The following is a 13,888-nucleotide window of genomic DNA, read 5'->3' as shown; positions in this document are numbered from 1 at the left end:
ATGGTGCAACTACAGTTAATGACGATCGCCTTCTATAATAGTCATAATTGCCCGATCCAGCAGTTCAATCGCTTCATTTTCATAATGATAGGTTTTAAACTTTTGTCCAGATTCTATCACTTCTGGGCGCTTGGAGGGACGGCGACCATAATGGGATTGATAAAGCTGGAGCGCCAGCGAGCCAATCGAAGTCTTTTGCCCTTTAGTCGCATCAATGTTGAGTTCACGGAGTCGCATCGCCACGCTAACAAATTGTTGATTGGGTGATGCTGGAGCCTGCATCGTTCTCACCTGATTAAGTGCATCAATTAAAGTTTGATCAGACTCAGATAATAATAAAGGCAACTGAGTATATCGGCGCATTGGTTTATCGACACTGACGGCAAACTTTAAGGTTTCTGGTCTACCAACGGCGATAAATCCACCGTAGCTGGCACGAGTCATTGTGGTGTAGAGAAGTTGACGAGAAAGCATCCGGTGGTTTGAAGGCGACAGAGGCATAATTACATACTGAAATTCACTACCTTGAGCCTTATGACACGTTAGGCAAAACGAATGCATAATCTGCTCAAAAATGCCGGGGACATAATCAACAACCGCGCCACCTTCAAATGCAACCGTAACCCGTTCTGGCTGGGATTTAGGATGAACCTCAATTACCCAACCCCCCTCACCATTCATCACCGCCGGGATTGTATCATATCTATTCTTTAATTGAATCACGCGATCGCCAACTCGATACACCACCTCCCCCGTTTCGACTTCTGGCTGTTCTGGTTGTTTTGGGTTAAACAGAGGCTGTAATCGTTTATTTAAGGCTTGAACCCCAACCACCCCTTTCTTTTGGGGAGCAAGAACCATTACCTGATCTTTTAAGTTAACCTGATCACTCTGCATCTGTGCCACTAGCTCGACAATGGTATCGGCAATTGTTTCAGGGGTGTGGCGACACAGCAGGGCGCAATCGGAAACCTCTTGCCATTGGAGAGGAGAGTTAAACCGCTGCAAATTAGGAACTACGCCACGAATGACATCTTCTGCGGCATAGATAATCGGACTTTCTTCCGGTTGGCGGTAAATCTTTTTCAGGCGAGAACAGGGTACAACTTCAGATATCAGTAAGTCGCGCAGCACCATTCCCGCGCCCACACTCGGAAGCTGATTATGATCCCCAACCAATACGATTCTCGTATGGGGTTCTAAGGCTTTTAAGAGAGAATTAAACAGGAAAATATCGACCATACTAAATTCGTCGATAATTAACCAGTCAATCGGCAAGGGGTTATCCTGATTAAACTCAAACTTTTGACCATACCCTCGCCACTGAAGGAGACGATGAATCGTTTGGGCATCTAACCCGGTGGCGTTCTTCATTCTTGTCGCCGCTTTTCCTGTGGGTGCAGCTAAAGCCACCTTGAATCTACACTCCGTTAGCCAATCGATCAAATACTTCAAAATATGCGTTTTCCCTCGCCCAGCACCCCCCGTAATAATGCTAATTGGTTGGGCATAAGACTTTAACAGTGCCTGTCGCTGTTCTGGAGCAAGTACCCCAGACTGCCGCCATTCTACTGCTTCTAGTTTTTGTAACCACTCCTCTAACGGTTCGATAGGCAGTTGGCTCCGAGAGGCAAAATACAGAATCAATTGGGCAACATTAACCTCCGCCCGATAAATTGGTTTTAAATAGAGCGACTCGGATAACCGTCCCTCCACTACAATTTTTTGGGCGAGCGCATTCTCTAATACCTGATTAAGTAACCGGGGATTCGGTGTATGTCCGGGACAACTCAATAACCCTAGTGCTGCTTCAATAAGTTCGGAGCTGGGGAGAAAACAATGCCCCTGATTTCTGGCATCTTGTAAAGTTTGAATGATCCCTTGCTCATAGCGCAGGGGACTATCAGGAGGCATTCCCAACTTGAGCGCTAAACTGTCAGCTATTTTAAATCCGATTCCATCAATCTCATTAATAATCTGATAAGGGTTGGTGTTGAGGACAGATGCTGTACGCTGATCATAGTAGTCCGTCAGTTTCAGGGTTAACCCCAAAGATATCCCCATCCCCAGCAACCAAGCTTGAGTCCCTCGGACGGGATTATGCTTGCTTTTCTCCCAAGCCGAGAGAATGGCATCAATCCGATATTGGGATAACCCAGGAATAAGTTTGAGTCGTTGGGGTGAGAACTCCAGAACCTCAAGGGTATCCGAGCCAAAATATGCCGCCAGCAAAGCGGCTGTCTTCTTACCAATGCCATGAAATATGCCACTGGCAAGATACTGTTCAATTTCTGCTGGCTCTAGGCTGGGTAATTGATCGCTGTTATCTGTTGGGAAAGCCATTGACATGATTGATTGCCTCCTGAACAGGTGAACAAGAAATCCTAAATTGTATAGGATTTGAATTTTTCTTCATTTGTCCTCACGATGGCGCGTAGTACTTGAACCTGCCTGGGTTGGGTTACTCGGAAAGAATTATCCGCCTAGGTTCCAGGGGTCTAACCTACAACATGATCGAGCTAAAACGTTATTCAACAACTTTCAGGATAGTTGAGAAGGCAGCCAGTTTGGTCGTATCAATATGGCGCCGACGACGAACCCGTACTGACGCTATTCTACCGCGAGACATTCGGTCTAAATCCCCCAGCAAACTGTCGATAACCGCCACGGGACTCTCACTATCCGAATTTTCCGTGATATCTTCCGTCAAACCCAGGGGAGTCCCCGATGCACCGCGACGTCTGGCAATGTCTTGTAACCCTTTCAACGCATCCCGTAAGGGTTCTGTACTGGTGAGAACCAAAAGTTCAAAGAAACCAGGGGGTTCCTGCACCATTAAGCGAAAATCCTTGGTCGGATCACCGATTTTCTGGGGAATCACCATCGACTCGCCACCGCCTAGTTTTGCCGCTTCTTCCGGCGCCCCCCAGGTTATCGGATGCAAGACATAGATATCACCATTGGCGAAAATGACCAGCACCCCGATATAAAGGCTGCGGTTTTCGTGGTTGTGAATCACTAACTCCACCTCAGTCCCTATCTGGAGTTGGGTTATCTCTGTGTCCAGGGATTGGGTAACAAGTCCGGCTTCCGTCTGTGAGGGGCGTCCCGTACTCACAGAAGCACCTCGCCTCCCCAAGGGATTAATGTCAACGGTAATATTCAAGTGGGAGGTATCGCTATTGAGGATAGAACGGAGTATCCGACCCGCCAATAACATGGTTAGACGGGGGCGTAGGCGTTGTACCGCTTGCGTTATCGATTCCTCCGGTTGTCCAAAGGAGTCGGGAACTGGCGTGAGTCCGGCGGAAAATAGCCCAATACTCCCCATGGATGCAGCCGTAACGATATCACGCTGACGGGCTTGCTGGAGCGACTCCTGACTCATTCGTCCCAGGAGATAGTCGGCGACTGTGCTAGTATTCACGGGGACAACGTTTACCCGTTCAATGGTTTCTAAAACGGCTCTAGCTGCTTCCGTCTGATTACCGAGAGACTCGTGCAGACCAATTTTTAACGCTAAGTTAGCGGGTACGCCGCGAATCCGCTCTCGCATCAGCGTTCCTGGGGGAATTGTCTGCCGTTGGCTGGATTTTAATCTGCCATATCCGACTAAGCCAAGGCGATGAGTTTGGACGACTTCCCCAACAACCTGTCCTTTGGTATCAATCAGGTTAAATTCTGCCCCTTCTTCAAAGGCTTGTAAACTCTGAGCGGAAATACCGCCTAACCAGAAAGTAACTTGATCTCCCTCGATACGACGCACCACGGCTTCGGCGGCGGGGGTGTCCGGGTCAAGGAAATAGAGGGGTTTTTGGGCATAGTCGCTATTCGGTTTAACCTGAAAGATGGGGTCTTGTTCCAAGCGCGAGGCTTGAGCCACATCCCGCGTACTCCGCGCCAGATTCGCAAAGACGGTAGCCAGGGGTTTATTGAAGGGTTGTTGCCAAAGGTAGCGGGTGAGCAGATAGGTAAAGGCTCCGGCGTAGAAGTCGCCAAAGGGCGCATCCGCCGCCAGTTGATTTGCCTGGGCTGAACCCAATGCCATTCCCTTGGCGATACCCTGGGTGCGTAAGGTTTTGAGTTGACTGGGTGACAATCCCAGTTTGGTCATCCACCGTTCTTGATAGGCTAACTCGGCGGCGCTGGGTTGAGCATTGTTTCCCGATAACCGAGAGTCAAGGGCGCGATAGACGAGGTTTCCCCTAGTACCACCGCCAGAATGACAGCTATCGAGGACGACGGTGACGTTTTCTGTGTTTAGGGCAGACATCAACAGAAATAGAGTCTTGCCCATGATATCGTTGACGTGGAAATCTTGATTATTTTGGCGAGAATCATAGACAACCATGGTGCCGTTGTAACCTTCGATATCGGGATGAATCGGAATTGCATCGGGGTCAAGAACAAGGGAACCATGTCCGGAGTAGTGGAAAACGACAACATCACCCGGTTGCGCTTGCTCGATTAAGTGCGTCTCGAAGGCATCGAGGAGGTTCTGGCGTGTGGGTTTATTGGGTGTATCGTCGGTTAATAGGAGAATGTCCTTGGGGTTAAAGCCAAAGCGATGCACCAGGAGTTCGTATTGCATCTCAACATCGGTAAGACAGCCACGCAGGGAGGAAATTCCGGGGGGATATTTGTTGATACCGACAAGGAGTGCTAGTTTACGGGGTGTCTGTTGAGCGAGAACACGGGCATACTGGTGAGCTTGACGGTGGAAATCGAGTTGGCTCAAGCCCAGAGTGGCGAGGGTTGAGCCAGCGAATTGCAAAAATTGACGGCGTTTGATTGGTGACATAAGTCGATTTGTGGGGTTATATATGGGGACAATTAAAGTTACAGGGGTAACGGCTGTATTAACACACCCTTACAGAACTTAATAGAGGAAGAATGCGTATATATTCTGTACTACCTACCAACGGAACTATTAACATTTATAAGTACAAATACGCTGCCAAAGAAAAAGGCGACTGCCAAAAGAATTACTGTCGCTATATAATGACCTCCGAGGAGCATACTGCCAATGGAGGCAATTACAGTAAGTAGATCAAAGTCCCCCTTGTCGATCCCCCTTCCGTCCCCCTTTTTGATCCCCCTTCCGTCCCCCTTAAAAAGGGGGAGACCAGCGGATGCTTCGCTTTTAGTTTCATGGGGGAAACCAGAGGATGCTTCGCTTTTATTGCACGGGGATTTAGGGGGATCGACAATGTACCGCATAGCAGAGCAAACTGCTGTAAGGGGAGGAGGCTTAAACCCAACGTAATAATTTTGATCATTTTGACACAGTATTGATAGAGGTTAGCTAAGATTTTTTATTGTGAAAAACCAGGTCTTGTCGGTTGGGTAGAGCGTAAGTCAAATCTATTCCACCAATTTACCCCCCTTTAGATAAGGCGATTGAAATCGCTGCTACACAAACAAAGTCCGCCTACGCGGACTGGCTTATAACGGGGGTGGGAACCCAGATTTAGGTGGATAATTTTAGGCTAAAGTCCTGATTACGAACTCCATTACAGTCCATTACCAATAAGAATAAAGGGCGCCCAATAATAGGGATGGTTCAGATTTGTCGTCACGCTGGCGGGTAAGCCTTCAGGACTTTGTAACAAAAGTCCCGCTCGTTCTATATCTTCAACGGAAAAGTTTCCCCTCAACAAAGCCAGTTGTGCTTGTCGCAATGCTTCGGCTTTAGTGACAGAGTTTTGTTCCGTTCCTTGAGCAAGATTGTTGTAAAATTGTCGCATCTTTAAGCTAGTGCTAGCATCATTCACTTTCCACAGAGAAGCCATCACCGCATCGGCTCCATTACTGAGGAAATAGTAAGCAACACTAGCAATCTCTACACCGTCTGGACGCGAACCCGCTAAGGTTGTTTCGCAAGCAGAAAGTACGACGAGATGAATGTCTTGTAACTGAGTTAACGTTTGAATGTCGGAAATTCTTAGCTGTTCACCATCGCCTAACAACAGAAACGAGTCATCCGCACTACCCGGAACAAATACTCCGTGAGTCGCTAGATGTAAAATCTTGTGTCCCGTCAAATTATCGCGCAAACTGCGATAGTCAAACGTATCATTAAGAAACGTTTTCCCTGGATAAATTCCTAGATCATCATCGGTTGTTTGGCGCACAATGGCATTAAGTTCAGTTTGGACGTATGGTAAGGATGAGAAACCACCAACCGCATCAGATACACCCATTGCTAGGACTGGGATATCTTGAATATCCACAGGAAGGCGAGCACCAATATTGGTTAAATCGGCTGAGAAGACGGTCGAGATGGTATAATTCTCAATCAAGTAGTTTTCCCCATCGGACAAAGCACTCATAGGAATATATCGCGTTACCCGATCTAAAGCGAACACTAAATTCTGCACCTGGTTTTGCTTCAGTTCAGCAGCAAAGGGTTTAACTAACCAGTCGTAGAGTTGTTTTCCCGTTTCTTTAATTTCGGCAATATCCGAGCGGTTATTTTCCAGTAATCTCCGAAATTGGTTAACTGTTTCTCCTAACTCTTCTTCTCCAATATTAACTTCTTGTTTATGAACAACTCCCCCTTCTGAGAACATGATTAACCAGAGTCTTTCCTCTAGCACCAACGGGTAAATTAAGACGGTATGCGGTTGAGCTTCTACAATTTCCCTGGCTTTAGCGAGTTTCCTGGGATCGAAGAACAGATCATCAGTCGCCCGGTTGGAGCGAATTTCTTTTTCAATGGTTTTCAAGTTTTGATTAAACTCACGGATTAAAACAGTCAGACGGTCATTTAACTCACTTTTTTCAGTACAATTCGTTCGTTCACATTCATTAATTTGTCGTCCTAAAGCAATTAGAGATTGACTTTCAGCTTGAACCTTTTTCTCGGCTTCGCTGAGAAGTACATCCGGTTGGTCATCTGTTGAGACTGTACCTCTGGCTAAATCGCGAATTTCCTGTATCTTCAACAGTTCCAATACCTGATAGGCTTCCTTATCTCGCCCTTGGGATAATAACAAGTCCGCTAATTGGCGATAAATATCAGCGGTTGTTAGTCCGTCAAAATCAATTATGGCTTGTAGAGCAGACTCTTGTAACTGGGGCGGTAGTTCTTGATTAATCCGCCGAATTTCTTCAAAGTCATTGATTGCTTGTTTGTAATAGGTAATAGCAATATTAGGTTGATCTAACTCTGCATAAACCCGCCCCAAACCTGCATAGCTATAAGATTTATCACCAATGACTTCCTCAAGCGTATTGATAGCTAATGCCTGTTGGTAAATAGCGATGGCTTCTTGCTTTCTGCCAAATTTCCGGTGTAGACTACCGATGAGGTTCAGTGCAGCCCTTTCTAAGGTAAGATTTTGGACATTTCGAGTGAATGCTAAAATAGCTTGGGCTGACTCCATGGCTTTTTGATCATCCCCTAATTCAGCATAACCAATACTTAGCACCTCGTTAGCCATTATTTCCAGAACAGGCTGTTTAATTTCCTGGGCTATAACTAACCCTTGTTGAGCGAAATCAAGGGTTTTTTCAGCTTCTCCTTGAGCAAAGTAATTTAAAGCGATCATTGTCAAAACGATACTTTCGTCATGACGATTTTGCAATGTCCGCAAAATGGGTAGTGCTTGCTGAAGGTACTCACTGCTTGTCTGGTAATCTCCCAACTCTGAATAAGCAATCCCTAAAAGGGTTAATGGTAATGGCTGGAATCTAGGACTGTTGTTGTCCTGAGCTATTTTTAAGCTTTTTTGATACAGCTCCAAAGCGTTCTGATAATCCTTGAGCGACCTATAAACATTGCCCAGCTTTGCTAACCCCAACCACTCTAAAACTGGATTTTGAAGTTCTCGACCTATTGTCAAACCTTGCTCAATCAACTCTTTGCCTTTGCTGTATTCTCCAATAAGGTTGTAAGCACTACCCAAATTAATGAGTAACTCCGCTTCAGAATAGCGATCATTCAATTTCCGAGATCGGGCTAAACCGGGTTCAGCAACACTAATGACATTTTGATAATCTCCGAGGGCGGCGTAAGCTTCACTAAGAACCTTTGAAGTCGCGACTTCTACAAAGAAGTTTTTTGTCCGTTGGGAAATGTCTAAACTCCTTTGCGCCAATTCAACCGCCTGCTCGTATTCTCCCCGTTGACTATGGATTTGAGCTAATCCGGTTAAAGCTATTTGCTCCTCTCCGGGAACTTGTCTTTGCTGCGCTAATGCTAAAGCTTCTTTCCCATATTCAATTGCTTTCTCTGTATTGCCCAGCCAAAGATAATTGGAACTTAACTTCGTTAAAGCTGTGATTTCAAAGTCATTTAACTGATTCTGCCTAATTAGGGTCAAAAGTTGCTGCGCTAACTCTAATGATTTTTCATAGTTGCCCTGGCTTTTGTAAATACTCCCAAGCTGATCCAAGGCATTCCGTTCTAGATTTGGATCGTCCAACGCTTTAGCAATTTCCCCTACTTTGTTGGCGGCATCCAGCGCTAAGGGATGATCGCCTTGCTGGTTGTAAATTTTACTCAAATTATCCCATGCTTTTGCCTCTATCTGAGGATATTTTATTGTTTGGGCAATCGATAAAGCTTGTTGAATTAACTCCACAGCTTTAGCAGAATCTCGGAACAAATTGTATACATTAGCCAACTGAATCAGCGCCTCTGCTTCTTTATCCGATTTTGCGATACTTTGCGCCCAACTTACGTTTTGCTGAGCATAATCAAGCGCTTTATCGAAGTCTCCAAGATTGATGTAAACCAGGCTTAAACCCCTCAATGCATTGTTTCGCAACTTCAACGCTGTGTCTTGTAAATTAGGTGCTAGTTCAGAACTATTGATTTCTCCTGTTAGCACTAATGCTTGCTGGAATAACTCGATCGCCTTCTCATAGTCTGCCACCATATTATAAGTACTAGCAAGACTAATTAAAGATCGCGTTTCTGAAAATGGATCTTTGAGTTGTCGCGCAATATCTAACTCTCGCTTATAGAATTCAATCGCCTTGGCATAATCTCCCAGTGAACCATACACTCTAGCAAGAACATATAGAGGAAAAGCTTCTGCTTCTAAATTTTCAGACTGTCGCGCAATAATTAGACCTTGTTCGGCAAACTTTTGGGCTTTTGGTAAATCTAACAAATCATAGTAGATAGAACCAATTCTTGCATAAGTACTACTTTCTATCTGCCTGATCTCTTGTTTATTTATTGAATCTTGTAGTTCTGTAGCAATATTTAACGCTTCTGGAACTAAAGCAATGATCGTTTCGCTTTGTTTAAGAGCAAGAGAATAATCTTTTTGGTCATGGGCAGAACCGACACTTAGATAATACACTCTCATGATTTGAAGGATGGTATTTAGTTGTGCTGTGCGATCATTGAGAGGTTGTTGCTGAATGGCTAATGCTTGTTGGTAGTATTCAATTGCCAGATCATATTTTTCTTGCCTATCGTAACTAAAGGCTATGAATGATAGAAGTTGAGATTGTTGTAATTTATCCTCTAGTTCTCGTGCAAGGATGAGTCCTTGCTGATAAAAGTCTAACGCACTGATGTAATCACCTTCCTGGTTATAACTATTGCCGAGCAACATCAGGATAATAGCTTCTTGCGACTTATCCTTTATTTCTCTGGCAAGAGGTAAGGCTTGCTGAAAAAATTCCAATGCTAATTTATATTTTCCTTGGATAAAATAAGCCGATCCTATTCTTGTTTTTAAAAGAAGGCTAAGCTCTAGTGATTGATCCACTTCCTGCCCTAAGAGCAATGCCTGTTGATAATGGTCTAGCGCTCGATCATATTGCTGTTTGTCAAAGTAAGTAGTTCCAAGCCAGAATAGAATACCACTTTCTAATGGACGAATTCCGGCATCTTGAATTAGGAGTAAAGCTTGCTGGAAATGTTCCAAGTAGCGGTCATAGTCTTCTAAATAGTAATAAGCGTATCCTATCGCCATTAAACTTTCACCCTCACCCGCACGGTTACCAATCTCACGGCTAAGAACTAACGCTTTCTTTGACCACTCCAAATCGCGAGAATAGTCTTCCAGGATTGCATACGCCCTGCCGATTCTTCGCAAGGTGATTGCGGTATGAAATTTATCCCCGACTTCTTCCTGTATCGCCAGCGCTTGCTGTAAGGTTTCTAAGCCTTGGGTCGATTGTTGTAAGCTAAAAGCGTAAACAGCGCCAATATTACTGAGAGTTTTGCCTTCTCCGCTGCGATCCTGTAATTCTTGACGAATAGAAAGCGCTTGCTGCAAGGTTTCTAAGGCTTGATCATAGTCCTTTAAGCCGTGATAGGTTATACCCAAGTTATCTAAGGTTTCTCCCTCTCCAGCACGGTCTTTGAGTGCTATGCGAATGGAGAGTGCCTGCTGTAAGCTGGTTAAAGCGGCTTCATATTGCCGCAACCAGTAATAAACCTCACCGATATTATTGAGGGTTTGCCCGATTCCCGCCTGATCATTGAGGGCTTGTTGTATTTCCAGCGCTTGTTGATAGGTTGCCAACGCCTGTTGGTATTGCCCTCGGCGATATTCCTGCACTCCTTGTTGGAAGAGTCGTTCCGCCTCGGCTTTTTGATCTTCTACCGTTTGCGCCTGGGCAACAAGTGGCGCAATGCTACCCATTGGTATGACAGGAGTCGTCACTGACAGGAGTGCTGTCACCCAAACTAAGCCCAGATATTTCAGTTGGTATTGCATCGCTGGAATTATCAAGTGATATAAAGAATTATAAACGTCTCGTTCTTATATCTCTCAGTCAGGGGGAGGTTATGCAAAAGGACAGACATAAGCACAGATGTGACATATCGTAGGGGCGCACTGACGTGCGCCCTTTACCAACGTGCGCCCTTTACAGAGATGTAATGTCATGTCCGGTTGAATACTGAGGCACGAAGAGCCACTAAAGTGGCTACTACAAACAGGCTATTACAAACAGGCTACTACAAACAGCGCGATCGCACGTTTCCTTTAACGCCAATCCTCCCAATCTTGATTAAATATCGACGTATCTGGAAACGCCGTCGGATTATTATTCCGTTCTAACCGCCGCCGCAACACCTGCAACTGCGAATCATAGGGTGGAAGTCCATCCACCAATTCAAACGGTGCAATCCCCTTCTCCAACGCAAACGCCGCCGTCGTTCCCGCCCCTGCACCCACTGACCATTCAAAGGAATGCACCCGATACGCCGCTGCTGCAATGTGACTCGTAGCAATACTTTTTCCCGCCACTAACATATTGTCAATCTTTTGCGGAATCATCGCCCGCAGGGGAATCTGAAACGGATAGGCTTGACCCGCCCCCTGACGTTCCCCCTCCCGTTCCGTATTCCCTGGCGCTTCTGGGGGCGAGAAACTCATGCAGGGATGAAAATCAATCGCGTAATGTCCAATTCCCACCGAATCCGGATAAATGGTTGAACGAGTACGTCGATTCACCTCATCCGGTGATACCTCACCCTGAATCACCGAAATCGCTTCTCGTCCCGCTAAAGCCGTCCATAACTGGCGATACATTTTGGGAGATAAGGTTTGACGGTAATACTCCTCTCGGTAATTGCGGCGAGACATATCAATTTCCCAAATCGTAAACCCCTCCGGATACCCAAACGCAGGGCGTCCAATAATTCGCCGCCCTTCCCGCATATAAGGATATTTGGATAACCCATGTACCGTTCCCATGGGTGAGTTTAATCCTGATAAATAGCGGTAACTAGGATGGGGTTCCTTGACGCCATAGCCGAGTTGGGAGTCCGTATTTCCCGCGACTAACCAATAGAAATATCCCAGGGAGAGTTCCTCTGCTTTGCGTAAACTCTCGGTTCGCAAGCCACCCAGCCAGCCGCCCGGTGCTAACTGTCCCGTCTCTTGCAATTGGTCAGGAGTATAAACAAGGTTATCAACCTCTGTACCGGGACGGTAGTCATTTCCCCACGTCCAGTTTTGCATGGAGATATCCCCGACGGTGGGCGCAGTAAAGGAAATTCCGCCAAATTTCTCCGGTTCACCTTTTTTCGGACTCCAGATGCGCCGATAGGTAAACACTAAGCCAAAGTCGGCTAATCGCGGTAATTCATAACTATAATAGGGTTCGTACTGCCGATAAAAAGGCGGCATTTCATGGCTTTGCGGTTCCTGCGTGGCTTCCATGACAAAGGTGTAGGTAAACCCCTGAGTGCAATAAGGGTTCCCCGTAACACTGGAAGACGAGGGTTCGAGATGGGAACGGGGGTCAATTCCTAAGCGGTAGGGGACATCTGCTAACCCAATCAGTTCTCCCGTTTCTGTGGCTTCCACAACATACCAATCTGGGGCGTTTCCGGGTTCTGGGTTTTGCGGAACGAAGCGGATAATGGTTTTGTCAAACTGGGGGGAATCCTGGTACTGATACCAATCTTCAATGGTTTGGGATAAGGGAAATGTGTTCAGGGGGGGTGCATCAGCAGCAGGTTGATGCTGAATGGCGATCGCACTTTTAATCAAGTTCCCCGTCGGGTTATAGTCAAGTTCCTTTATCACCGTGGAGGGAAACCACTTCAGTGTTCCTTTCCCCCGTTTGGCTGCATCCTGCAACATATCCAAGAGGATATCGTGGGCGTCACTGGGAATAAAACAGGATTCACTCACCCAACAATCCCCCGGATTCAGTTCCCCGTATTTGCGTCTAATCCGTTCCCGCAATTCCAAATAACCGCGAGAATAGAAAAGGCGCGATCGCTGAGTCGGGCGTTCATCAAGTGCAGAGGTTCCCTGGGAGGAAATCTGTCCCCCTACCCAGTCGGTAATCTCTGTCAAACAAACTGTTCGTCCGGCGAGTAACCCTTCATAAGCCGTCGCTGCACCCGCTAATCCACCCCCAACCACCAAGATTTCACAGGTGACGGTTTCATCGGGAGTGCCATCGGGGGTACTACGGGAAACTGGGACAAAGGATAGTAGCGAAATCAGGCTAAAAGACAAGCAAACCAGCGATTTTCCGGCAGATACACGTCGAGAAGGCTTCATAAAGGTTAAAATGCAGGACGTATCAAATGCTACATTACAGTGGATGCCTTGACGTTGCCATCCCCCAATAAGTTCATCTCCTCAACGAAATCTTTTTGTATTATAATTGTATTATAGCAATGTTACTTAGCGCTAGAGGCGCATATTTATGCCTTACGAACAACTGAAACTGTCCACCGATAAGCCCGTTTTCTCCTGGGCAAATCATGATTTAGGTCATGAGGAAACCCAGATGGCAAAAAACGTGGCATCCCTACCCTTTGTATTTAAACATGTGGCGTTAATGCCAGATGTTCACTTAGGTAAAGGGGCATTAGTTGGGTCTGTTCTTGCCACCAAAGATGCCGTAATTCCTGCTGCTGTAGGCGTCGATATTGGGTGTGGAATGGCAGCGATTAAAACGCCATTTATGGCGGAACAACTTGAGGGTAAACTCAAGAAAATTCGCTTAGATATTGAAGCCGCCATTCCTCTGGGATTTAACCAAAATAAAGAGGTAGAAAAAGATGCCAGCAATTGGCAAGGCTGGGCGCATTTCAAAGACTTACATCGTGGTGTACAGGATGTGCAAGGAAAAGCGATGAAGCAGTTGGGTTCTCTGGGTGGCGGAAATCATTTTATTGAGGTGTGCATCGATACGGAGGATGCCGTTTGGTTAATGCTACATTCTGGTTCTCGGAATATTGGCAATCGCTTGGCGCAGTGTCACATTAGCACGGCGAAGGAATTAGCGAAACTAGCCGGGAATCGCTTACCTGATCCGGATTTAGCCTACTTTATTGCTGGAACTCCAGAATTTGCCGCCTACTGGCGAGATTTACAATGGGCGCAAAATTATGCCCGTTATAATCGCGATGTAATGATGGCGCGTTTTAAGCGAATTGTGGAAAAAC

The 13,888-nt window shown here is 46.1% G+C and carries 5 protein-coding genes; 1 reads left to right on the top strand and 4 read right to left on the bottom strand.

The annotated features are described in order from the left end of the window. Positions 1 to 15: 15 nt before the first annotated feature. From recD2 to ACLFWI_RS14950, 4 genes are all read right to left on the bottom strand, one after another. A complete protein-coding gene (gene recD2 / locus ACLFWI_RS14965; protein ID WP_446413586.1) occupies positions 16 to 2,349 on the bottom strand; it encodes an SF1B family DNA helicase RecD2 in 2,334 nt (777 codons plus the stop codon). 178 nt (positions 2,350 to 2,527) lie between these two features. Then, a complete protein-coding gene (locus ACLFWI_RS14960; RefSeq protein WP_446413585.1) occupies positions 2,528 to 4,801 on the bottom strand; it encodes a caspase family protein in 2,274 nt (757 codons plus the stop codon). A gap of 712 nt (positions 4,802 to 5,513) precedes the next feature. Continuing rightward, the gene (locus tag ACLFWI_RS14955) at positions 5,514 to 10,688 is read right to left on the bottom strand and encodes a tetratricopeptide repeat protein (protein ID WP_446413584.1); all 5,175 of its coding nucleotides are present in this window, start codon (positions 10,686 to 10,688) and stop codon (positions 5,514 to 5,516) included. A gap of 270 nt (positions 10,689 to 10,958) precedes the next feature. Beyond that, positions 10,959 to 12,995: an FAD-dependent oxidoreductase gene (locus ACLFWI_RS14950; RefSeq protein WP_446413583.1), complete on the bottom strand. Its 2,037-nt coding sequence runs from the start codon at positions 12,993 to 12,995 to the stop codon at positions 10,959 to 10,961. 148 nt (positions 12,996 to 13,143) lie between these two features. On the opposite strand from ACLFWI_RS14950, the gene ACLFWI_RS14945 reads away from it, so the two are divergent. Beyond that, positions 13,144 to 13,888: RtcB family protein (locus tag ACLFWI_RS14945; protein WP_446413582.1), on the top strand; the 745-nt coding region annotated here is incomplete at its 3' end.

This window comes from Coleofasciculus sp., from assembly GCF_046539235.1.
Taxonomy (GTDB): domain Bacteria; phylum Cyanobacteriota; class Cyanobacteriia; order Cyanobacteriales; family Coleofasciculaceae; genus Coleofasciculus.
Note: the sequence above shows the minus strand (reverse complement) of the source record. Positions and strands in the feature narration are given on the sequence as shown.

Coding starts and splice junctions, on each gene's coding strand:
- recD2 (WP_446413586.1), bottom strand. CDS start 2,349: ATGTCAATGGCTTTCCCAACAGATAACAGCGATCAATTACCCAGCCTA.
- ACLFWI_RS14960 (WP_446413585.1), bottom strand. CDS start 4,801: ATGTCACCAATCAAACGCCGTCAATTTTTGCAATTCGCTGGCTCAACC.
- ACLFWI_RS14950 (WP_446413583.1), bottom strand. CDS start 12,995: ATGAAGCCTTCTCGACGTGTATCTGCCGGAAAATCGCTGGTTTGCTTG.
- ACLFWI_RS14955 (WP_446413584.1), bottom strand. CDS start 10,688: ATGCAATACCAACTGAAATATCTGGGCTTAGTTTGGGTGACAGCACTC.